Origin of the sequence: Saccharopolyspora shandongensis, assembly GCF_900106995.1 — a bacterium.
GTDB lineage: Bacteria > Actinomycetota > Actinomycetes > Mycobacteriales > Pseudonocardiaceae > Saccharopolyspora > Saccharopolyspora shandongensis.
The window spans coordinates 63046-88772 of the sequence record NZ_FNOK01000023.1; the positions used below are offsets into that span (position 1 = coordinate 63046).

3 protein-coding genes are annotated in these 25727 nt (G+C 67.2%); all 3 read left to right on the forward strand.

Going from position 1 to position 25727, the window contains the following annotated elements:
- The first annotated feature begins 4 nt into the window (after positions 1-4).
- The 3 genes from BLW84_RS23815 (at position 5) to BLW84_RS23825 (ending at position 25554) form a co-directional block, all read left to right on the forward strand.
- Positions 5-415: a YbaB/EbfC family nucleoid-associated protein gene (locus BLW84_RS23815; protein ID WP_093268981.1), complete on the forward strand. Its 411-nt coding sequence runs from the start codon at positions 5-7 to the stop codon at positions 413-415.
- A 106-nt stretch (positions 416-521) separates the two neighbouring features.
- A complete protein-coding gene (locus BLW84_RS23820; protein WP_093268984.1) occupies positions 522-1487 on the forward strand; it encodes a hypothetical protein in 966 nt (321 codons plus the stop codon).
- A gap of 154 nt (positions 1488-1641) precedes the next feature.
- Complete coding sequence (locus tag BLW84_RS23825) at positions 1642-25554, forward strand: hypothetical protein (protein WP_143061071.1); 23913 nt, start codon at positions 1642-1644, stop codon at positions 25552-25554.
- The last annotated feature ends 173 nt before the right edge of the window (positions 25555-25727 follow it).

Consider the following 25727-nt stretch of genomic DNA (forward strand, 5'->3'; position numbering starts at 1 on the left):
TCGAATGTCCGAAGTGGATCGTCGTAACGTGGAGATGTTGCGGGAGGAGTACGAACGCCAGGTCACCGGCCTCGCCGAGTCGCAGCGGCGGATGAGCGAGGCATCGGCGACCGCGGTGTCCCCGCGCCGCGAGCTGTCGGTCACGGTCGGCCCGCAGGGCGTGATCACCGAGCTGAAGTTCCTGACCAGCACGTACCGCCGGCTGGCGAAGAACGAGTTGTCGGAGCTGGTGATCCGCACGATCGCCGACGCCCGGGACAAGCTGAACGACCAGCTCGCGGAGATCATGACGCCGATGATGCCGCCGGGGCTGGACGTGAAAGCCATGCTGAACGGGGAGATCAGCGCCGAGAAGCTGGCCCCCGACGAGTCCAAGCTGCCGCCCCTGCTCAGGGAGCGGCTGAACCGGCGCTGAGGACCGGACGCCGCGCTTTTCGCGGCCGCGTTGGGGGCTTGCGCGCCCCGGAGAAGCGGTAACGGGACCGAACTCGACCACGGGTGTGAGCGGAGGAACGAGGACCATGAATCAGTTCTGGGTAGATCCGGAGAACCTGAGCAAGACCGGTCAGGGTTACGGAGAGGTGCATGCGAGGTTGATCGGGCTCCAGCAGCAGTCCGCCCCGCTCAGCGCCCGGTACCAGGCGAGCTTCGGCGACGACGACGAGGGCCGCGAGTTCTTCCAGAACTTCGAAGACGGCCAGCAGACGTTCCTCGACGGGGTGGGAGGGCAGTCCAAGGCGTTGCTCTACATCAGCGACGGCCTGTACGAGAACGGGAAGATGTACGCCGGTTCCCGGGACGAGGCCGACCAGGTGTCGCACAAGTTCAAGACCGCGGGCGAGAACGGTTCCGGCGATTCCCAGAAGCCGACGGGCTACAACCGTCCCGCCGAGAAGGTCCCGCTGGAAAAGACGACCGGCTACGTAGCGGCCAGGGCCTCGAAGGCGCTAGCGCCGAACCGCGGTGTCGAGCCGAGCAAGCCTTTGGAAAAAGGGAAGTTCGTGAAGTCGCAGCGTGCTGTTCCCGCCGGCGGGCACGCGAATGAGGGCCTCAAACCGCAGCTGCCCGTTTCCGACCGCGGATACGTGCTGAACGGGCTCAAATCGGAGGACGTGAAGGTTCGCAAGCCGGAAATGACCTCCGCGATGAAGCTGCGCGCCCTGCGCGAGAACGAGCAGCCCATGGTGTACGGCCACCCGTTGGGCGAGGGGCAGCACATCGTCAGCGCCACCGAACTGCCGAACGGGGCGGTGCGGATCGGCGTCGACGGCTACTCCGACATCACTCCGCTGAGCGGCCGCGATCTGACGCTCGACAACCCGAACAACCCGTCCGAGTCGAAGCCCTACCCGACCGAGGATGGGGAGCGGCTCTTCCTGGTCACGGAGAAGCCTGGATCGGAGCAGCCCGAGAAGTCGCTCGATGATCGGGTGTACATGGAGTTCCCGCGTGACGGGGAACCGAGTTTCTTCCGCTACCGCAAGTAGGCGAGAGGCCTGGTCGGGAGGTGGTGCGGCCGGCGGTACGTGTCTGAATCGGATGGTGTGGTGAGCGATGGGTGAGATCCAGATTCCTGAGGATGGCTTCTGGGCGCCTATTTACTATTCGATGTACGTGCTGGTCGGTAATAAGCCGCCGAAGGTGATTTCGAATGACATGTACGCGTTGGCTCGCGAGGCGCGGGAGAACGCGGATGCTTATGTGGCGATCACGAACAACGTTGCTGCGTTGTCCTCTGGTGTGTGGGCGAATCTGGAGGGTGAGACGGCGAATGCGTTCGGCGACCACATCAAGGGGTTGACGCAGCCGGTTCAGGCGCAGGCGGCTGCGATGCGGTATACGGCTGATTTGGTGGACAAGTTCGGGTTGAACGGGGAGGAGGCCGAGTACGAGATCCTCATCGCGCTGGCGTTTTTCGCGTCCACGATCGCTTCGCTGTACATGATGGGGCCGCCGGGGTGGGCGATGGTTCCGGAGTGGATTTCGGCTGGGCGTCAGTTCATCACTGAGATCATTGCGGTGGCGAAGCAGCAGGCGAAGTCGCTGTCGTCGTATTTGCAGTTGGGGTGGCAGGGCGTTCATGAGTTCGCCCAGGAGATGTTCGAGGCGTTCTTGCCTCAGGCGTTCACGACGGGGAACGGTAACCGCAAGCACGGTTGGGATGTCGATGACATGCTCATCGAGGGTGCTGTCGGGGGCTGGGCCGGGATCAACGGTTCGTTGTTGCATCGTCTGGCGAAGATGAACAAGCACACGGACAATTTTGTGAAGAAGCCGTTGGGGGCGGGGCAGCTGGATGCTGCTTCGGAGCTGCCGGCCGAGGGCATTGTGATCACGGCGATCGGCGGCGATTTCGACGCGTTCGGGACTTATATTTCGAGTGTTTCGATGGGCTCGATGGAGAAGCACGCGCATAACAGGGCGGTGGAGAGGCAGAACAACCGCAACGCGAATAATTCGCCGACCGGAGGCTCGAACCAGCCTCCGCCGCCGGCCTACAACCCGGACGGTAAGGGCCTGCCCGGCGACACGGAAACTCCCGGCGGAGGACCGGATTCGAAGGTGCCGCCGGTTGGGTCGGATTCGAAGGTGCCGCCGGTTGGGGTGGATTCGAAGACGCCGCCGGTCGGGTCGGATTCGAAGACGCCGCCCGTTGGGTCGGACTCGAAGGTGCCGCCCGTGGATTCCCCGGACGGGAGGCCTTCCGACGTCCCGCCGCCCCCGTACTCACCGCGTGGTGAGGCGCCACCATCCAACGAGGTGTGGGGGAACGAACAGCCCCCGCCCGCGTACCAGCCCCCGCCCGCGTACCAGCCCCCGGCCGCGGAGCAGCCTGCGGGCTCTCTGCCGCCTGGTTCGGTGCCCCCGCCTGTGGGTGTTTCGCCTGCGGGCTCTCCGCCGCCTGGTTCGGTCCCGCCGCCTGCGTCGGCGCCGCCGGTGGGGTCTCCGCCGCCGGGCGTCGGCGGGGAAACGCCGCCACCTGCGGGCATCGAAACCGGGCCGGTTTCGGTGGACCAACCGGCCGGGCAGCCGCCGGTTTCCGGCGGGCCGCAGGACATCGGCTCGGGCAAGGGCTTGCCCGGTTTCGACACGACGACGCCACCGGGTAACGCGCCGCTGGGCGTGGATCCGGCCGTCGGCGACCAGAATCCCCAGGCCCAGCAACCGTCTGCCGAGCAGCCGCCGGTGCGGCATACGCCCGTCGAGCAGCCGCCAGCCCAGCAGTCGCCGAACCTGCAGTCGCCGGAACAGCACGCTCCCGACCAGCAGACCCCGAACCAGCAGGTTCCGGGTCAGCAGGTTCCGGGTCAGCAGTCGCCGGAACAGTCGACGTCTGGTCAGCAGAACGCTGGTCAGCGCGGCCTTGACCCGAACCCGGTGTCGCTCGAGCGCGATCAGCCGGGAGCGGACCAGCGGGAGCAGGACGGAAACGCGTCAGCGCAGCTCCGCCCGACCGGCCAGCAGGCCGGGCCGGGGCAACCGTTGGGGACGCCGAGCGCCACGCCCACGACGTCTGGTCAGAGCAGCAACTCGCAGGCACCTTCGAACCCCGTCGGCACGCCGAGCACCGTTACGCAGGACGTGTCCCGGGACAAGTCCGGCCAGCCGGCCGTCGGTGATCAGGGCGGCCTGTCTCGGCTTTCGGCGCAGCTGTCCTACGAATCGCCGACGGGTGCGACGTCGACCGGGAGTCAGTCCCCGACTCAGCGTGACGTGCCGTCCGCGGTGTCCTCCGGTGGCGATCAGGGGACGAGTTCGACGACGTCTGGCAGGGCCGGAACGTCGAAGAGCGGTGGTGAACCGCGGTTGCAGGTGGCGCCGGAACGGCCGGTGGTGCCGGTGGAAGGCCCGCCCGGTGATGAAGGTTATGTGAGCGGGGACGAGTCCAGGGACGACGGGAACGCGTCGTTGGTCCGGGACGCGCCGGAGACGCCGGGGGAGACTGCCTCGGTGTCGGTCACGGACCAGCCGGTGGGTGCTGTTCCGGTGGTGGCTTCGGTGAAGGACTCGTTCGTCGATGAAGGTTATGAAAGTGGGGACGAGTCCGATCCCGACCCTGGTGGCGGGCGCCGCGACAGCGATTCCGGCGCCCTCGCCGATCAGGGCAGTTTCGACATCGGCAGGGGCCATGCCGGGAACGACCGCGACCGTGGGCAGCAGGAGGCCATCGAGTCGCTGTCCGATGAACACGCGTCCACGACGAACCAGCAGACATCGAACGCGGCCAACCCGTACCACTCGCATCTGCTGAACGACCCGAGCATGGCCGTGCCGCCGGGAGCGGTGCGCACGGCACGGGATTTCGCCAACGAGGAGGCCGGGCGCAAGTTTCTGCGGAACAACACCGAATACGGGCACTACGTCCTGGAGGCGAACCGGGCGACGCGGGAAAGCGGCGCGTCGGAGAACAACTGCGCGCCGGCCAACGCGCAGTTGGCGAATTCCATCGAACACAAGAAGATGTTCACCGCGGGCCCGAGCGGGAAGTGGTCGCTCCGCGATATGGAGCGGATGGCGAACCGAAAGGCCATGGGCCCGTTCTACGACAAAGACCCGGTCTCGAGGTTTCTGCTTTCCCCGGTCAACGACTACACCCAGGCATTGGTCACCCGGAAGACCGGTGACACCGGCCACGTCATGCTCGCATCCGTCGACGAACACGGCGTGGTCAACTATTTTGACGGGCAGAAGGGCAACTTCACCGAAGTTCTCCCGATCGATCCGAAGACCCCCTTCAAGGATCTGTATTCGGCCGACAACGGGATCAGGTTCATCCCGCTGCCGCATGACACGGTGTTGTCCGCGGACTTCGCCGCTTATAACAGGGAAACCGACTCCGCTTCCAACGCACGGCACGACAGCAGTCCGGAAGCCCGCCAGGACGGCAGCCACGAGAACAACCAGGACAAGGCCGTCTTCGGGGCCGACCGGAGCCATCGCCGGGACCGGAACCGACGGGATCGGGACCGGGATCGGGATCGGTCGGGGCGTTCCGGCCACTCGAGCCGGTCCGACCACGGTGGGGCACCGGACGCATTCGAGGGCCGAGGGGCCCAGGAATTCCGGGGTCCCTGGCCGACGATCACACCGGCGCCTCGCCCGAATCCCGAGTCGGTGCGGCAGCGTTTCGATCCGCCGGAGGAGCGGCTGGCGCATTACCTCGCCGCTATGGAGGGCGGTGAGCGCGAGACCATGCACGCGCGCCGGTCCGTGGCGCTTGCCGAGTTCGACCGGCCGATCCCCAGCCCGAAGCTGGTCGACGTGGACGAGCAGACCGCCGACTACCGGCCGCACCCCACGAAACCCGATAGCGAGGTTCCGGAGTCCGGCGGGCACTTCCACAACCTCTACGGGCGGGACGACGCGGGCAGTGTCGCCGTGATGATGGAGAACTACCGCGCCAGGGGGGAGAGGTACACCGCCAGTGATGCTTTCATCCATCAGTGGTCGAAGGCGGAGGCGCTGTTCAATGGGGTGACCAAGGCGAGGGAGATCGACAAGCGGGCTCCGAAGGTGTTCGGCAGGACGACGACGCCCGAGGATGTTCCGGATCGGCTTCCGGACACCATCTTCCGGCAGAACATCTCCGGCACGGCGGCGAAGGAGGTCTTCGGCAACTTGCTGGCCGGCAGGAACGGCGTGGATTTCGTTGCCCGTGATGGTGTCTACGCCGAGGTCATGAGGACGGTGAACGGTAAGTCCACGAGGAACATCGTGGACACGTTCAACGAGTTGAAGCAGCTGTCCGATGACCAGAAGTTCCACATCTCGGGTGGTGGCGTCAGGCGGGACGGCTCGGGCGGCTTCCAGTTGCGGTTCGACATCAGCAGGGTCCATGCCGGGACCGGCCGGCAATCCCCGCGCGGGTACGAGGGGCGGATTGTCCAGGACAACCACGCTCGGGATTGGTATGGACGGTATGACCGTGCCCAGGCCGGTGGGTGGGCTCCTGGTATGGGTGGTGCGTCGTCGGCGGTGTCGGGTGAGGCGTCGGTGCGTCCGGACGTGGTGTCGGCGGAGACTTTCGAGAATGATTCTGTGGGTAATGCTGCGTTCCTGAAGCGGCATTTCCCGGATATGCGTTTTGTGAACGAAGCGAATCGTGTTGCCGGTCTTGAGGGCAGTGGCACGAACTGTCTGGATTCCTCGCTTATGGGGATCAATCTGGACTTGCATCGGATGAAGCACGGTGACGTGACTCCCGAGCAGGCGGCGGAGTTCAAGGCCAAGCTGAGCGGGCCGGTGGACCCGAATCGCGTCCCGGAGTCGGGTTTGGGTCCGTTGTCCTTGCAGGGGCCGGGGCAGCAGGGTTACGCCAAGGTGTTCGACTATGTGGCCGGTAGGACGAACGACGGTCCGCATCAACTGGTGTACTCCTATTACGGCAACGGCAAGGGACATTTCATCGGCGCGTACAAGCGCGGTGACTACGTCGTGTTCGTCGATGCCGCGAACAACGAAATCGTGTTCGCTGGTGTCGATAAAAACGATTTGACGGAGCTGGGCAACCCGGAGCAGGTGTGGGCCTCGCCGGTGACTTCGGACCGGGTGCTCAAGCACGTGGTTTCGCCGGTGGGTACCAAGGTTCCTGGGGGGACCGAGAACCAGGCGAGTTCCGCCCAGGACGGTGCAGCGCGCCTCAAGCGCATCACCGACCTGGCCGACACCTACCCAGCGGACATCATTCGAGCGACCAGTGCCGAAATGGACCGGCACCCGGCAGAGCCGAACAACGTTGCCCTCCGCGACGGCCCGAACATGATCCCGCTGACTCCGGCGCTAGCCCGGGCATGGCTGGCCGAAAACGACATCACCTATCCCCGCGATGGTGGCATACCGCTGGCCGTCGCGCTTTACACCGCCGGCAGAGCGGACCCGGATAACGCGCCTCGCCAGGAATACAGGCTCGACGTCGACGAGGCACAGCGCTTCTACGAAACGGTTCGGAATCTGGCGGACCAGCACCAGCAGGCCGAGCGGCGGCACGTCTTGACCGGGATGGACGCGCTGGCGGGTCTGATCGTCCGCACCCATCCGCCGGACCGCTACAGCTATGTGGGTATCGGCCGCAGTCCGGCTCCGGTCGTCGCCGCTCTCCAGTCCCGGGGCCACGACGCGGTGTCCATTCCGCTGTCGTCCTTCCGGCCGTTGCCACCGCAAGATTCGGTTCTGCACGTGCCCTTCCAGACCCCCGGCCGCGGCGAACCCGCGTCCGAGCACTACTACGAACCCACGCCCGAGCAAATGAGCATGCTCGAAAGGCATTTCGACGAGTTCCTGGGGCATCTGCCCGCGGACCGTGATGTGGTGCTGTTGGACTACACCCAGTCCGGGCGTTCGCTGATCGCGGCGCAGTACTTCCTCCAGCAGCACCTTGGTTCCGGCCGGGTGGTGCGCGCGGTCGCGATGTACGCGCCCGGGGGGAGACTGCTCGATACCCACGCCCGCATCGCTAACAACGATGCTCTCGACTTGGCGGAACGCAAGCAGTGGTGGGAGCGGTTCGCGGTCCTGCCGGTCGACTCGAACAGATGGCTGGGCAATCGCGCCGATCTGGTGGTGGAGGCGTTCGAGAGGGAGACGTTCGACGAACAGGCCGAGTACGGCAAGTACAAGATCCTGAGCGCGAACCCGGACGACCCCATGCCGCGGCGAGCCGACCGCCAGGACGGCTACCGGACGCTGCGGGACGCCATGGACACGGCCCGCGGGATAAAGGACCCGGTAGCCGGGGACATTCCTCCCGGCCGCGGTGGTGGTGCCATGATGTCGACCCCGTCCGAGCGTCTTCAATGGATCGTCGATGCCGCCGAGGTATTCGACGAAGACATCACCCTCGTAACCGATGCCGAAGCCGCCCGGCACCCGGCGGGGTACAACGACGTCTACCTCCGTGACGGTCAGCACACGATCCCGCTGACGCCGGAGCGGGTCCGGATATGGCTGACCGAGAGCGGCATCAAGGAGTATCCCGTCGACGGTGGCATAGCGCTGGCCATCGCGCTGTACACCTCCAGGGAGCCGGCATGGGACGACGACGCACCCCTTCACCGGGAATACCGAATCGACGAGGCACAGCGCTTCTACGACACGGTCAGCCGCCTGGCAGCCCAGCACCATCTGGCTGAGCAGCAGGGGGTCGTGAGAGCGATGGACGGCGTGGCGGAGTCGATCGTCGCCAACTATCCGCCGGAATCGTTCAGCTATGTGGGTATCGGCCGCAGCCCTGCTCTGGTCATCGCCGCTCTCCAGAAACATCACCCGGACGCGGTCGCGGTCTCGATTCCGCTGTCGTCGTTCCGGCCGTCACCGCCGAAAAGCTCGTTCCTGCACAGGACCTTCCGGGAAGGCAAGTGGTTCGTACCCGATCGCGAACAGATCAGGCTGATAGGAGAGCATTTCGACGAGTTCCTGGGTGATCTGTCCGCGGACCGCGAGGTGCTGCTGGTCGACTACACCCAGTCGGGTCTGTCGCTGATCTCGGCGCAGTACCACCTCCAGCAGCATCTGAACGCACGGGCGGGCGGTTCCGGTCAGGTGGTGCGCGCTCTCGCGATGTACGGTCCCGTTTGGGAAAAGGACGTCCATCACATCTACGACAGCATCGTCAACGACAGGTTCCTCGACAGCGTCCGCGTAACGGAGGAACGCCGGCGGTGGCAGTCGCGTTTCGACCTCATGCCGCTGCACCACCTGCACGAGTCCGGAGATGCGGCGGAGCGCGCGCTCGATCGGGAGGCATTCGGAGGGCTCGCCGAGTACGGCTCCTACAAGGTCCTGCGTGCACGTCCGGGCGACCCGATGCCGCGGCGGACCGACCGCCGTCCGCAGGACGGCTACAAGTTGCTCCAGCTCCTCGTCGACGACGTCCGGCGGGGGCCGGATCCGGACAAGGCCGCTCGGTTCGAAACCGATGACGCCTTGTCGGGGCCGCCGGGCATGGGCGGCGCGTTGCCGGCCGGTCTCGTGTCGGCCGAGCGGACGGGCATGGTGTCGGACGACTCGGTCGGCACGACGTGGGATCCCGCCGCGCCTGCCGCCGACTGGGATCCGGCCGGGGCGGCCAGGGACTGGGATCCCACCCGGGCGATCCAGGACTGGAATCCCGCCGAATCAGACGTGACGCGGGATCGCGAGGGCGGACAGACCGAGACGCCGGCCCCTGTTGCGCAGCCGCCGGAAAACGATGTGCAGACGCCGACCGATACGCAGCAACCACCCGCCGGCGGGCGACTGGAGCAGGCCCGCGCCGAGCAGTGGAAACCGGCCGGCCCGATCGACGGCGCGGAGCTGCGGGCGAAGATCAAGGAACGCGTCGCCTCCGACGACGAGGTCCTGCAGCAGGTGATCGACAAGCAGTTCTCCGACGAGAAGCTGCAGGACAAGTGGTCGCTGTCGATGGAAGGCATGCACACCGAGAACCTCGGTCTGCACGCCGGGCGGGGCCCGGAGGTGACGCTCAAGGTCATCGACCTGACCGAGCCCACCGATCCGCACGAGATGACGGGCGAGACGACGACCGGCAGCGCCGGGCCCTCGGTGCGCTCCGGGGCATCCAGCAGCCGGCCCACCATCGGCACCGGGGCGTTCGCGTTCCGGGTGCCGACGCCGTTCATCACCGTCGCCGGCCGGATCATGGGCCTGTCCGCGAACAGCCGCGGATCGGGCCTGAGCGCTTCCTCCGAGCACAAGACCTCGACGAAGGTCACCGAGCGCAACGCGGGCGCGATCGCCGCCGGCCACAAGGTGACCTACCAGGTCGTCGTGCGCGAGGGGTACCAACGGCCGTGGAAGAGCGGTACCGAGTCGGCGGACACGGTGACGGTCGACGTGCCGCTGAAGTCGGTGCCGGCCGAATCCGACGGCGGCAAGCCGGGCCACCCGGACGCGATCGAACACGCGGAGTTCTCCGGAATCGGCGACATCTACCGCTCGGTGGAGAGCGCCATCGGCGGCAAGTTCGCCGAGAACGACCCCGAGGCCGGCCGGTTCCGCGACGTGCTGGACTCGCTGGGCGACCGCGATCAGGCCAGAGAGGTCTACGGTGGCCGGCTGTTCCTGGGATCCTTCGCCTTCAAGGGCGTTCGTTCCCCGATCGAGGTAACCCTCGCCGTGTCCGACGCGCGGCGGCTGAAACTGCCCACAGTGGACGGAACCGTCGAGCGGACCAGCGAGGCGACCGGCAAGACCGGTTCGGACAGGTCGATCACGGCCAAGTCCGGTGGCACCGGGTTCATCGGCGGCGGCGACCCCACCGCGGTCATCGGCGGTTTCATCGGCCCGATCGCGGAACGGGTCTGGACGGATTCCGCCAGCAGCGGCACGACCGAGTCCTTCGGGCACAAGACCAAGACCAAATACGACGGCCCGCTGGACAAGCACCGGGTCGGCCACACCTTCGTCGTGGACATCAAGCGCCGCGATGGAAAGCCGCTCACCCCGCCTGACCGCAACGGTGACGGTGAACAGCTGACCAAGAGCACGATCAAGACCGTCCCCGGCGCGGCGACGCTGTGGATGAAGCCGAGCAACGCCGCGAAGTACGGCTGGTCCGGCGACACGGCCCCGGCGCCTGTGCAGACGACGGACGCCGATGTGCGGACGAAGGACGCCAGTGCGCAGACGACGGCCCCGGCGAGGTCGAAGGAGGAGCTGGAACAGATACCGTACCGGGCCGACGCGCGTTACGAGATGCCCGACTTCACGGTGGACACGGTGGTCGGTCCCGCGCTGACACAGATCCAGGCGAAGCACCAGCTCAAGTCGAACGACCTGGCGCGTGTCGCCAAGGAGTTCCGGAACTTCGTGCGCAAGCGCGGCAAGGACATCAACCAGGGCGGCGCTCGGTTCCCGCTGAGCGCGCATGTCAGGGGCGCCCCGGACATCTTCGTCAAGGGCACGATGCACAGCGCGGACGCCGAGCCCATCGACGCCGACAAGCGGGAGACCGCGAAGAGCGAAATCTCCGTCGGCCACTCCCGCGACGTCGAGATCGCCCGGGGCAAGACCGGCGCGACTGGCATCGCGGCCATGCTCTCCAGCGAGTTGGTCTGGCCGACCCTGAAGGGGCTCACCCGGCAGAAGATGGTCACCAACGCCGGGAAGATCAAGCAGAGCACCGGCCGCAAGCACGTCTTGTCCGCCAAGCGCCCGTTGGAGAACCTCCGGTACCCGACGAGCTTCGACATGTGGATGGGCGGCACCTGGTCCTCCCCGGGCGAGCGGATCGGCGTCAACGACCAGGGTGTCTCCGAGCTCATCGCGGACGTCAACGTGTCGGTGCCGGAACAGGTCGGTGTCGCGCTCGGCCAGCCGGCTACCAGCCACACCGAAGACTCTGCGCAGATGACGGAAACCGGTGGGCAGACGACGGAAACCGGTGTGCAGACCACGGAAACCCGTGGACGGACTGCGGAAACCGCTGCTGAACCGGTCTGGCGAGATGGCACCGCGCCGGCGCCGGAACGCGAAGGCCTGTTGCCCGAGGGATTCCAGCTGGAGTCGGCCAGGCCCGTGCCCGGGTTGATGACGACCGTGGCGGGCATGCTGGGCAAGACCCCCGCGGCACACTGGAAGGAGTGGCTGAAGCTGCCGGTCATCGGGCGCAAGCCGGTCCGGTTCGACGAGCACAGCGGCCACCCGGTTCGTCCCGCGGCGCACGTGCAGAACGAACGCAACGCCGCGCTGAGCGCCCTGGAGAACTTCGCGAACGTGGACGCGCGGATGGCCCGGTTCGACCGCGCCGCCATGCGGAACGGGCAGCACTCGGTGCATCTGAAGACCCACAACCACGGCGGACTTTTCGGGAGTCGTGAGCTGTTCGGTACCGCGGCCCTGCAGACGAAGCTGAGTAACCCGACCATCGTGCGGCGCGACGACGACCACGAGTTCAGCGCGGAGGCGTACCGATCGACCGCGACGGCCCAGGGCGACAAGCGTGCGAAGGGGTGGCGCCTGGAAGGCGGCTTCACCCTCTTCTTGCCGGTCTTGCAGTTCCTTACGATGGGCATCGACTTCAGCGGCGATATCAAGCTCATGCGCGGCAAGTCCGGCGAGGTCGCCCAGAAGTCCAAGACGACCAAGAAGTACAGCCAACGTGGACGGCGCTACCTGGTCCGCTATGACGACACCCACCAGGTGCGGACCTCTGTGCGGCGACGCTGGCAGTCCGTCTTCCACTCGGTGCACGACGGCGCCTCCACCGACAAGGTCAAGTGGGTGCACGTGCCCGGGGCGAGGGAGGTCTGGGTCAAGGCCAGCGAGATCCACACGATCGGCGAGCTGACCGATGCCGACCTGGCCAAGCTGGAGCCGGAGGACGCCGCCCGGTACCGCAGGAACCACGTGGTCGCCGAGGAACGCGACGCCACGGACCAGACCGAGACGCCCGGCACCGAGAACACGGCGCCCGACAACGAGAACGAGACGTCCGACACTCAAACGAGCATGTCCGGCGAGCGTCCGGCCGTGCCGACCGGGCCGAACGGCAACGAGGTGCGGCCGCCCGCCAACGTCGGCCGCGGTCGCGGCGATGTCGGCATGCACCGGCCGGAGTCGGGCCGTGAACTGGCGGACAAGATCGCCGCGTCGATCACGAAGTGGACCCGGGAGCAGCGGGACGCCCGCGCTTTCCAGCCCGCCGGCCCGGAGAGCCTGGCGGACCGGATGGCCCGCGGGCTGCGTCGGGCGGCGAAGAAGGTGCTCGCACCACCCGGCATGAGCCACTTCGACGCCATCAACGACTCGATGCTGCATGACGAGCTGGAACCGGTGCTCGGCTCTGGCGACGCGAACCTGGCGGTCGAGGAGATCATCAACGGCGGATGGCCGGTGTTCATGTCCGCCGACACGCCGTTCGGCAAGGTCGAGCAGCTCATCATGGTGCGCGGCCGGCTCGGCGACGGCAGTTACCACAACACGATCGACCGGACAGGTGAGGAGGGGCACGAGGTCACCCGCCGGGAGACCGATGTAGCCGAGCGCCAGAAGTCGGCGGTGGTGGGCGTCGCGGCCATCTTCTACCCGTCGACCAAGAAGCACGCGAACTTGCACGGATTCGCCGGGCAGGCGGGTTTCAGCAGCGACAAGGGGGACGAGTTCTCGAAGAAGCTGTCCGATGCCGTGACGATGCCCGTGGACGGCAAACACCACCAGTTCGCGCACGACCTGATCATCGACCAGCTCGACGTGTATCCGTACGCGAGCGCCGGGACCTACCGGAAGTTCCTCGCGGGCGTGTTCTCGCAGCCGACGATGTTCGGCAAGCCGTGGCGCGCCGACCCGATCGTGCTGGAGGGCGCCGCGCGGTCCACGGTGCGTAGCGATGAAACGGTCGAGGAAGGCTTCTCGGAGCGCGCCCCGATCGCCGTGAAGCGAGGCGCGCTGCGAGTGTGGCAGGTCGGCAACGGCCGCCGGCCCGGGTTCTCGGACAACGCGATCGTGCACACCCGCTCGTTCGAGGCACCGAAGCTCCGCGCGAAGCTGAAGGGACTCATCGACGGCGAGCCGGACATCGGGCGGCCCGCGTTGCGCCCGGAGACGGCGAACCAGGTGCTCGCCGCGACGACGGCCGCGAAGATGCGCACCAACCTGCCGGCGGCGATGAAGTCGAACGGCTACGAGATCGAGATGGCGACCGGCGAGCTGGAAAAGCTGCGGGTCAGCGCGCACATCTACCGCCGCAGCCTGCTGAAGGTGCGGAAACAACCGCTGAAGAGGAGCCAGGGCACGGAGCACGGCGTGAAGTCGACGACCGAACGTCACTTCGGGGTGGTCCCCGGGGAGGTCGGGCAGATCCGTGAGGCGGCGATCGAAGAGTCGAACTTCCGGCCGATGCAACAGTTCCTCGAGGCCGAGAACGAGGTATTCGGCTTCAGCTCGGGGAACGAGCTCAGCGCCTCCTCCGGGACTACGGAGGACAGCGTCACCGAGACCAGTTACCTGGTCTCGGTGACGCCCCGCTGGCGGCTCCGCCCGTACTACCGCGGCGACAACATCCCCAAGTTCTGGAAGGAGACCATCCGCACCGGCCCCGACGAGCCGATCGAGATGTGGGTCGACCGGCAAGGCCTGGCCGACCTCGGTTTCACCGACGATGACCTCAGAGCGGTCGAGGGCGACGAGACCCCGAAGCAGACCGAGCAGTCCCCGCAGACCGAGCAGTCCCCGGAAACTGTCGACTTGCACCGCGGTGTCGACGACGCGCAGGTGACGGAGGACGAGACTGCTCGTACCGAGCGGACACCGGAACCCGAGTCGTCGTTCCCGCGCCTCACTCCCGACGACCGGACGTCGACGAGCCCGGAGCGGCACGAGGATTCCACCTCCCAGAACACGCTCCAGCAAACCCGGGAAACGCCCGAACAACGGGAATTCCGGGCGCGCTACCCGGAGCTGTGGGGCGTCAACGGCGAGAAGTATGCGAACCAGGTTCCGGGGCACACCGAGAACTGCGGGCAGTCGCTGATCGCCGCCGAGCAGACGGTGGTCAATGCCCGGTCCGGCAACCGGGCGGGCGGCGTCACGGTGCCCGCGGCCAGCGGTCCGCCGATGAAGCTGGGCGAGCTGACGGAGCACTTCCGCGCGAAGGCTGTGACGGCGACCCAGGACCAGGTCGAGGCGCACATGAGCCGCCAGGACCCCGGCTCCATGGGTGCGGTCTTGCTGGAGAGCCGGGACGGCATGGTGCATGTCGTGATGGCCGAGAAGGGACCGGATACCCGCGAGGGCGCGGGAGACGGGCTGGTCGACTTCCTGGACCAGCAGAAGGCCGAGATGCTGGGCAAGGGCGCGCTCAAGGTGGTCGGCTTCATGCCGCTGCCGCGTACCGGTGCCAAACCGATGGACGGCGCGGAACTCGACCCCGATCTGCTGGTCGGGGCGCCGTCTGGGAGCAGGCACACCGGCCTACGCGGCATGTTCAGCAGGCTGGCCCAGCGGCCGAGCCGGGAAGGGCGCGGTCCGGACAACACCGCTGACGCTGGTGGGCAGCGGGCTCCTGTCGGCGAAGCGGTGCGGGACAACGCCGGGCAGGGGGCCGCGCCGCGTAACAATCCGCGGCGCAGTGCCAATGGCAGGGCGCGGACGCTGGAGCGTCGGGACGACATGACCCCGGTTCGCGGCGAGCATGCCGGGGGAGATGCCCGTGAACGCGCGATCCCGGCGACGCTGCCGCCGCCTGGCTCCGGTGAACCTGAAACCGAGCCGCCCGCGCATGACGTCTTCACCGAGCAGTTCAGGACGCACTACTCCGCTTTGTTGACGGTGAACCGGCAGCGCTACGGGCAGCACGGCGGCACCGTGAACTCCGCGCACGCGGCGATCGCCGCGGCGCGGCAGCTCGGGATCGGCTCGAGCCCGGCCGGCGGTCAGACTGTGCGGGCGGAGCCCAACTTCACCGGAATCGACGCGAACGGCCGGCCGGTCCAGTTCACCGCGGATGCGGTGCGCCGTACTCCGTTCACCCTCGATGTTCTCGCGGGAAATTACGGCTGGAGGTCCGAGGGGGCCAACGCCCGGATCGAAGCCGCGGTCAACGACGAGGCACGCAGAACGGGTTTCCAAGGCAGTCGCCCGGCCCTGCACCTGCGCCACGTGGCCGAGGATGTGCGTGACGGTGTGGTTCGTGGGCTCCGTTTCGACGCGGACACGGTGGCCAGGATGTACGACATCAGCCCTTACGAGGCCGGGCAATTGTTGTCGGCTGAGGCTCGCGCTCATGCGCGTGAGACCCGCAACGGTGCGGAGCCGGTCAGTGCGCGGGATCTGCAGGACTGGTACGGGATCGCTCCGGGTGAGGCGCGGCGCTATATCTATGAGGCCCGGAACCTTCCGGAGGATTCCGACGCGGAGTCTGTGCTGGGCGAGGACGAATACCGGGCCGTGTCCGCTTCTCAGGAGGCTGCCCCGCAGGCCCGGCAGGCTGTCCAGCAGGCGGAGCAGGCCTGGCAGGTTGCTGAGCGGGCTGCCGAGGAGGCTGTGCGGGCTGCGGAGCAGGCGCGGTTGGTCCGGCGGGCTGCCGAGCAGGCCCGGCGGGCTGCCGAGCAGGCCGAGCAGGCCGACCGGCGGGTCCGGCGGGCCCGGCTGGTCCGGCGGGCTGCCGAGCGGGCTGTCGAGCAGGCTCGGCAGGCTGCCTGGAAGGCTCAGCAGGCTGCCTGGGCTGCCGAGCAGGCTGCCCGGGAGACCCAGCAGGCCCTGCGGGCTGCCCAGCGAGCCCAGCGGGCCCTGCTGGCTGCCCAGCAGGTCGAGCAGGTTGCTCAGCAGGCCGAGCAGGCCCGGCTGGCTGCCCAGGAGGCTGCCGGGCAGGCCCAGCGGGCTGCCCGGCAGGCCGAACAGGCTCAGCAGGCTGCTCGGCAGGCGCAGGAGGTTGCTCAGGAGTTCCAGCTGGTTGTTCAGCAGACCGAGCAGGTCCAGTCGGCTCCGGTCCACTCCGCTGGCCAGGGTGGTGTGGCGCATGTCGATGAGGGGCATGTCGCGGACTTGGATGACGGTGATCCGGGTTCGGAGTCTGATGATGAAGACGGGCCGGCTGCTCTTTCTGCGGCGAATCAGGAGTTTTTGGATGTTCATCCCGATTTGTGGGGTGTGAACGGTCCGCGTTACGCGGCTGGGTTGCCGGGTTATACGGAGAACTGTGCGCCGTCGTTGGTCGCGGCGGAAAAGACGCTGGTACGTAACGCGAAGATTGCCCGTGAGGGCGGGAATGCCGGTACTGCAAGGGATCTTCCGCTCGACGCTATCCCCGCGATGCCTAGTGGCTTGATGCCGTTGGGTCGGCTGGAGCAGGACCTGAACGCGTCCTATGAGGACGGTGTGGAGGACCACGCTGTGGAGGCGACTTATGACGAGGTCGTGGCGCACATGGGTGGTCATGAGGGTGAGGTGTGGGGTTCGGTAGTCCTGCGGGAGGGCGATGGTCCTGGGCACGTCATCTTGGTTCAGCGGACGTCGGATGGCCGTGTTCGTTTCGCCGACCAGCAGCAGGGAATCATTCCCAGGGAGGGGCTGCGTAATGTGGCCGGATTCCTGCCGCTGAGGCGTCTGGGTTCGAAGCCGATGCCCGGCGAGCGGACGCGGATGGACCCGGACATGCTGGTCGGGGCGCCGGGTGGGAGCAGTTTCGGGCTGGACCGGAACGTCGGTGGCATGGCACGGCGCGGGAATTCCGCAGGGGGTTCCTCGCTGCGGGTGGACAAGCTGATGGAAACCCATGGCATCAGTGAGGAGCACGCCTTCGACCTGGTGGCGCCTGAGGTGTTCCAAGACGTACGCGACGCCGTGGCATGGCGCCGGGCTGACGGTCTTCGGAGCGTGGCCGAAAAGTACCAGATCAGCAAGTATCGGCTGCGCGGCGTGATCGAGGACGTGGTGCTGGCGGATGTGCGCCGGGCCGCCAACGCCAGGCGCCCGTACAACGAGAATCTCGTGAATGAGAAGTACTATTTCATTCGGAGTTTCTACCCGCGCTTCGATGCCGCGCTGATCAGGAGAGCGGCGGTGATCGCGGATGTGCGTGAGTCGGCGGACAATGGCCGACGGTACACCGATGATGAGCTGGCTGCCAAGCACGCCATCACTCCCGGGATGGCAGCCGGGGCGATCAGGATCGCGGCGCTGGCGGATGTGCTCGAAGCGGTCGATTCTGGTGGCTGGCCCCACACTGCGGCCGAACTGGACGCGCGCTATGGCAGGGGACTCGTGTGGGGGTTCGAGGTGCGTGCGCTGGCAGCGTCGATGCGGGTGCACCCGTCGAAGGCCGACGAGCTCCTGGCATCGAGCCTCCCCAAGGTAGGCAGGATCACCGGGTTTCGGCCGGATGGTCCGGCCCCCGCTCCGGCAGGGGATCGGGAATTGCGGGCGCGGGCAGCTGTGCGTGCGGCGGCCGATAGCCGTGCCCCGATTTCCGCACGGGCACTGGCCGAGCGCTTCGGCGAGTCTGTGGAATGGGCCCAGGTTCAGATCAACGTGGCCGCGCACCGCGATGTGGTCGAGGCGATGGGGCGCCGGCAGCCTTACACCGTGCAGGCACTGGCCGCGAAGTACGGCATGAGCCACGATTGGGCGCGTACCCGGATTCTCGATGCGCCTGTCATCGAGCGGGTCATGGGGCGTGCCGCACGGCAGGCCGCACAGCAGGCGGCTGCGAACGGGCGGCCGGTCGCTACCCGGGATCTGGCCGACCGGTACGGCATCAGTCTGGCGAAGGCCGAGGCGTCGATCGCCGATGCGGCGAAGCGGGATGTAGAGCGCCGTGCCCGGGAGGCCGATCCCATTGACGACAAGGAGCTGGCTCGCCGGTACGGCAAGTCCCTGGAATGGGCCGGTGACCAGATCTACGCCGCCGTGCGCGACGGGATCGCCCGTTCGGTCCACCAGCGCCCGATCGGGCTCACCTATGACAGGGTGCGGAGGCGTTACCACATCGAGCAGGGCCGGTACGAGGATGCCATGCGCGACGTCCTGCGGGCCGAAGTGGGAATTTCCGTGGGCTGGCGCAACACTGTCCCCTCCGAGGAGAAAGCGGACCGGTACGGGGTGGATGTCGGTGTCGTCGATCGACTGGTCGACGAGGTGGCCGCGGACGAGGTGGCCGCGACCGCGGTCCTGGGCGCCCAGTACACAGTGGACCAACTGGCACGGCGGTTCGGCAAGGACACCGGGTGGGCGCAGCGGCAAGGTGTCGTGGTCCCGAACGAACCGCGCCTGCGCTACGAACCGTACGCGGCGGCGGAGCCTCCGGCTTCCGGTTTGCTGGACGATCCTCTCGGTTTGCTGGACGATCCGCCCACCTACGAGCAGTCGGTGATCGCGCTGCCGGAGCGCTATTCGCACCTGGCGGGGGTGAACAGGCCGGGACACCGTGCGCACACCGTTGTCGAACTCGCCAGTAGTTCCGGTATCGGCGGCGGTTCTGTCGTCGGGCCTGTCGGCGGACCGCATAATGGTCCGGCCGGTGGGGCCCGTGTTGAGCCCGGTGGCGAAGGGTCCATGGTGGTCGACGGGGCGGTTCCGCCCGCCTATGAGCAGGCGGTGGTCACGGCTCGGGATTTCGTGGTGTCGGGTGAATCCGAGTCCTATGTGCGGGAGCACTACCCGTTTCTGGCGGGGGTGAACGGGCCGGGGCATCGTGCGGAGGGGCGTGCGGAGAACTGCGCGTACACGATGGTCGCGGGGGAGCGGACGCTGGCGAGTCTGCGGGACTTTGAGGCCGGTCGTGTGGGTGAGCTGACGCTGGAGATCGCGCGGCCTGGCGAGCCGATGAGGTTGGGGGAGTTGGAGGAGCTCCTCGGTGCGCACGCGGTGAAGGCGTCGTTCGGTGACGTGGTGGCGCACATGAACCGGTCGTTCGACGAGGTCACGCGGCGTGATGGCCGGCAGCCGGGGAGTATTTGGGGCGGGGCGCTGGTGCAGACCGGGCGCGGCAAGGCGCATGGTGTTTTCGTCGAGCGGCGCGCGGACGGGACGGTCACTTTCGTCGACCAGCACCGGAAAGTCGTCGCGGACGCGACGCAGGACGACGTGATCGGTTTCGTGCCGCTGACCCGCCTCGGTTCGATGCCGATGCCCGGCGCGCGGATGGACAAGGACATGCTGGTCGGCGCTCCGCCCGGGACAAGGGGCGGGTCGCGCTGGCCCAAGCAGAAGTCCCTTGCAGCAGACGCATTCGAGGGCCGAGGGGTTTCCGGCACCCGGCGGCAGAACGCCGGCTCGAGGTCGAATGGTCTGAATGCGATCGCGCGGGATATCGATGCCCTGAGCGACTCGGACCGCAGTGCCTTCCTCCGTGATTCCCGGAACAGGTCGGCCAGCGATGTGATCACCGAGGCATTCGGTGGGCCGAAACGGGTGGCCGCGCTGGCTGACTGGTACTGGAAGGAGTCCTTGAGCAGGGCCGGGAAGCTGTTCGGGGCCGGAAGTTCGGGGAATCCCGTTCAGCAGTCCGCGCGCGAGGGGTCGGAGCCGAGCGCTGCGGAGCGGTTCTTCGCTCTGCCGGAACTGCAGCATTGGTGGGAGTTGAATCTTGCTGATGTGCTGACGTATGTCGCCCGGGCTTCGAACCAGCAGCTGGTGCGTTACCTCGGCCCGGTCCGCGCAGCCGAATTGCTGGGTCCTGATGACAGAGTCGTCGAAGAGCTGGGGTTCGAAGACCCTGTAAAGGTGATGTGGAAAGTGCTCGGGGCACGGGATGTGCTGGCCAAGCCCCATGCTTCTAGGCTGCGGCTGGGTGTTCTGCGGGCGATCGCGGACGAGCTCCTTCAGCCGGAGCCGTCCACGGCGCGGCCGGAGACGCCCGTGGAGTTGGTGTGGAGCGAGGACGGGATCTCGGCGGCGGCGGACCGTTTTGCGTGGACGTTCGCTACGAAGGGCGATGAGATCCAGTCCGGCGCGTACGAAACGTGGGACCGGATGAAATCCGAGGTCTCGCATCTCCATCCCGAATCGCAGCGGATTCTGGCCGCGTTCAACGACCGGGCCCGGCGGTCGGTCGACTACTTCGTCGTTCAGGCGCTGCTCGGTAATGTGGATGCGAAGAGCATGCTGGAACGGTCGGGGATCGTGATTCCTGATCGCGGTAGTCGCCGGAGCCAGGTTCTGCAGCTGTTCGGGCAGATCGCCGACAAGTTCAGGGCGAGCGGTCAGGTGCTGACCGATGATGCGCTGCGTCGGCTTGTGGGGGAACGGGAGCGCGAGGCGTTCCGGACGAAGGCAGGTATTTCTCCGCTCGGTGACGTGGTGGGCAGAGATAATGAGGCCGCTCCTGTTTCGCCTCCTCGCCTGATGCGCGACGCCGTTGCGGTGCGGGATTTCATGCTGGCCAACTCGGGTGCAGAGCACTTCCTCGTGGTGCGAGTGCCGACGAAGGGCTCGCAGGAAGCGCCGCGGGCGGTCTACGTGCTCAACGATGCGGCGGGGTCCGTCTCGTCCGGGTCGCATCCGGCCGCGTCGAGTCGTCGTTACTTCCTGCGGAGGAGCAACTTTTTCGAAGGTGGGGAGGCGCACTATTTTGTGAGCGGGGTCGGGCGCTATGGCCATCGGGCCTTCCCTCGGTCGGATCTCCCGTTGGAGGCGGGAAAGCGTGCGAAGGACGATGTGGCTTGGTGGGCGGAGTCCGGTGGGCTGCGTGCCTCCGTTGCCGACGGGGTGAGGTTGGGCGAGCCCAGCACTGGCGCTGTTTCGGGGACGTCTGCTTCGCGGGACGACGTTGTGGACGACCTGGTGGAGGTTCTGGGCGGGCCGGACCGGGTGGCGCGGCTGGATGGCCGGTTGCCGCAGGTGAAGAAGTTGCTCGGCCTGCCGGAGGATGCGCGGCTGGATCGGGTCGGTGACCTGGTCACCCATGTCAACGGGCTCCGCACTCTCGACCTGGCCGGAATCATCGGTCGCCGGAAGGCCATCTCGATCGGCAGGGACAAGGCGAAATTGCGCCGCGCCGCGTTCCAGGCCATCGCTGATCAGCTCGCTCCGAAGGCGGAGATGAGTGCGGACGGCTCCGAAACGCGTGCTCATGTCGAGTACCGGGCTCGTTTCCCGGAGTTCCGGGGGATCAACGCGGGGAACTACAACCAGGACGCGTCGGGGCGTGTGGACTGTGGTCTGTTGTTGATCGCGGGTAAGAGGACTCTTGAGGCCGGGGTGACCGTCAAGGTCGATGAGAAGGGTCCGGTGACTGTCGGTCGGTTGCAGGATGAGTTCGGTGGGCAGGCTGTGCGGGCGTCCTACGACCAGGTCGCGGACCACTTACGAGAGCAGGATGCCGAGAATCCTGAGTCGCAGCGCGGAGATCGTATCCGGGGGGTGGCGTTCCTGCGCGGTTCCCGTGGCATGCTGCACGGGGGGTTCGCCGTCACGCTCGGAAAGGACGGACAGCCCGAATTCGTGGATCCGCAGCGCGAGACGGTCGAAACTGGTCCGCTCGACGTGGTGGCCTTCCTACCGGCGTTCGGCACGACGCCGCTGGCCGGCGAGCGGCTGGATCCGCACCTCCTGGTCGGCGCCCCGCCGGAGTCCGCACCGACACCTCAGCAACCGCCCCTGCCCGGCGTGAAACCTGACAGGCACGCCGATCCGGTGGCGGTGGCCGAGCAACTGTCCGACTTGGAGGCCAAGGCTGAGAACTCTCCAGCACACCAGCGGCAGCCCGGCACCGAGCTGCTGGGTGCGGATCCGCTCGGGGTGCGAGACACTCCGGATCCGTTGCCGGGGATGAAGGATCTCGACTTCGACCGACTGTCGGCGGCGCAGACGATGGAGCTGCTCGACCGTGTGGACATGCTGGCGGGTCGGCCGCCGGTGAATCTGACCGCGGAATCGCTGACGGGCGATGGTCAGCGCACGTGGACGAGGGATTGGCGGCCCGGTGAGCGGGCGGCCTGGGCAGAGCGGATGAGCGGTATCGGTTCGGCGGCTGTGCCGGACCGGATCGAGATGCCACGGACCGTGCACACGATCTGGGTCGGTGGTCCGTTCACTGCTGGTCCGAGGCAGGACAACTTCGTGCGGTCGGCCCGCATGCTCGATGCACAGGCGGTGCTGTGGACGGACGTTCCGCGCACGCAGGTCGAAGCCGCCGTCCGTGGTGCGGATGTTCCCCAAGGCGTGCGGGAAATGGTGCGGTGGGCGCAGGCCAACAACATCCGCTTGGTCAACGTGTACGAACTGGGTGGCACACCACTGCGCCGACGGATGGATCCCTTCCTCCGCATGGAGCTCGCCAAGGGATCCGGCCTCGGCTACGGCGCCACCGCGGACCTGCTGCGGACGGAGATCGAATACCGCTTCGGCGGCCTGTACATCGACAGCGACGACGTCGTGACCAGTCCCGATGTGCTCAGCAAGATCCTGGACTCGGAGCACCGCTTCGGGTACGCGAGCACGACGGTCAACAGAGGAGGTAGCGAGAAGGTCCGGAGAGGCAACAACGCGATCGCGCAGCCGAAGGGGCACCCCGCCGCGCTGGTGTACCTCGACCTGCAGCTGGGCAACTACGGGCTGCCCCAGCTCGATCTCTTCACCCGGTCCACTGTTTCCCGGTCGTCGATTCTTCACCAGCCGAAGGAATACTTCGGCCGTACCGGGGAGGGCCGGATCCGGCGCAACTCGATCATCCCGCGCGTCGGGCCCCTGGTGCTCCGCCAGCTCCGCGACCGGCTCGGGCTGAGCGACCTGCCGTCGCTCGACGGCGTGTCCTTCAACAGCGAACAGGCGTGGCTGGACAACCCGAAGCCGGCCGAAGACACGCGCATCCGCCCCGATGACGTCGAGGCCAAGGCCGATCTGACGGCGCATGCCGTTCACACCCTGACCCGCGGCCTGGTGAACCGGCAGGGGAACCTCGATCTGACCTCGGTGCGGCACTTGGTGGCGAAGCACCCGGATCCAGATGTCGCGTGGACGGCGATCTTGGAGTTCATCGCGAGCGTGCCCGCGTGGCGTAAGCAGGTTCGCAGTGTCACCTCGCGTTGGTACGGCCACAGGGGATACGAGACTCTCGACCTGCCTGCCGACGCGGCCAAGCTGCTGTCGCGCACAGGCGAGCCGCAGACTGAGTTCCTCGGCGAGGTGCTCGTGCCTGCTGTCATGCACGAGCCCACCTCACCGCGACCGGATTCGACGTGGCGCTCGCGGATTCCCGACCACGAGGTCGGCGACATCGTCAGCGACATCAGGAAACGACGTGCGGAGGAGAAACCCTCCATCAGTCAGCTGGCGGCGCGGCGACGGCGCCGCGTCCCCGTCAAAATCGACTACTCCCCGACCACTGGGGCAGCGGACGCATTCGAGGGCCGAGGGGACCAGGAATTCCGGGATGGCCATCCTGAATTGCGGGGCGTGAACGGAGGCCGGTACGCGGAGGAAGAGATCACCGGCGAGGTGATCAATATCGTGCAATCACCCGGGTCGAAGAGCGGCAAGTCGTCCAAGCACCGGGCACCGCGTGGTGACTCCGGTAAGGTGCCGCGGAGCGGTGCGGACAAGGCTGGGCCTGCTATTCCGGAGCGTACGCGTCGGCCGTATGGCAGTTCCGGGCCGCGTGGGCCAGAACCCGCCGGGTCGAGCGCCGGTGTGCACCGTGGCCCGGCCGAGGACGACTCGGTTCGCGCTGGTTCGGGTGATCGTTCGCCGCAGGGGTACGCCGGTGCCGGTGTGGGTCGGCGGGAGTCGACCGGGCGTGGTGCGGGTCAGCGGGAGTCGACCGGGACCGTCCCGCCGGATCAGCCAGGGCGAAGCTCCGGCCGCGTCACGGAGGAAGTCGAGAACGCGCGCCTCCACAAGCGAAAGTGCACTGTCCGAGGCGAGATCGACGGCATGCTGTCCGGAGGGAGCTTCACCGGCAGGTTCACCGGATCGGTCCTGCTCACCGACGCCAGTCTGCTGCGCGGCTACATCGAGTACCAGGTCGACAACGAGTTCGTCAGCTACGAGAAAGCCACGCTCACCGGCAAGATGGACGGAACCGCTGATGGGGAGTTCTTCGCGGCGACTGTTTCCGGCACGGTGGAGTACCCGGCGGGGGAGCCGCCCGTGGTTCCGGCCACGGACAACCGGACAGGCGGCGAGGACGACCACGCTCGACCCGAGCCCGAGGTGGTGCGCCCGAGCGGTCCCCCGCCGAGGAGCACCCCGGCGCCTCGCCCGAATCCCGAGCCGGCGAGGCAGCGGTATATCGCCTTCGACGACCAGGACCGTCCCATCGCATTCTTCGCCGATGAGATGTTCGCCGAGCTCTTCGAGGACGCGAACGGCAGGAGGCGTTTCCTCAGCCTGCACAGCGATCCCGGGGAATCGTTGGCAAGAAGGAGTTTCGCCGGCTCCGTACATGATCTGAGCTACGCGGTGTTGACCCTTCCCGGTGAAATCGCTCCACCTAGCCCGGAATTGGACCTCGAAGCTCTTAACCGCCCTGCTCGTGGGTACTCCGTCCCGCTGTGGGACGGGAGGAACTGCGGTGTCGTGCTCGCTCACGGGACCGGTGACGATGTCTCCGGGCTAACCCGAGGTCGGTTCGTCGTCACCCTCATGGGCAAGGACCGCAGCATCACGGCATTCGTTCCCGGAAATGACTACTTCCGGGCGCTCAGCGAGAAGCCGCAATGGCATGAGCTCCAGGTGGTGATAGGCCGCGATGTCACCGGGGGATGGGTCCAGCGCGACCTTCTGGTGGGGTCCTGCCACGCGGCGGCGCGTGACGCATCGGCTCTTTTCGTGGCGGCCGCACATGCGTCGTCCGTCGGCCTCCCGGATTCGGAGAAGACCTTCTTCCACGCGGCTAGGGATGTTCTCGGGCTTGCCAACGCGGGTTACCCGGGTACCGAGTACGTTTACGTCTCGAACAACGCGGGGTTCGTCAGCTATTACGGGGACGGTCGCGGGGTGATGCGAACAGAGACGATTTACACCGACGAGCAGATCGAGAACATCCGGTGGGGGCCGCACATGCCGTTGCACCCGGAAGACTACGGCGGCGCCGGCTACTGGCCGCAACAGCCCGTCGACGCGTCGAATCAGTTCGGAGAGTGGACCGTTGCACCGCAGGATGCCGAGTGGAGCGAGTAGATCGGTTCCGTGACGCAATCACCCGGGGGCGGTCGCGGGGTCACGCGAACAAAGACGATTTACACCGACGAGCAGATCAAGGACATCCGGCGGCGCGGCCGCCGTCGGTAGCGGTGAACGCGCGGAACCACCAGCGGCGGTGCCGAGCCGCAGCGAGCCGGTTCAGCCGGGAC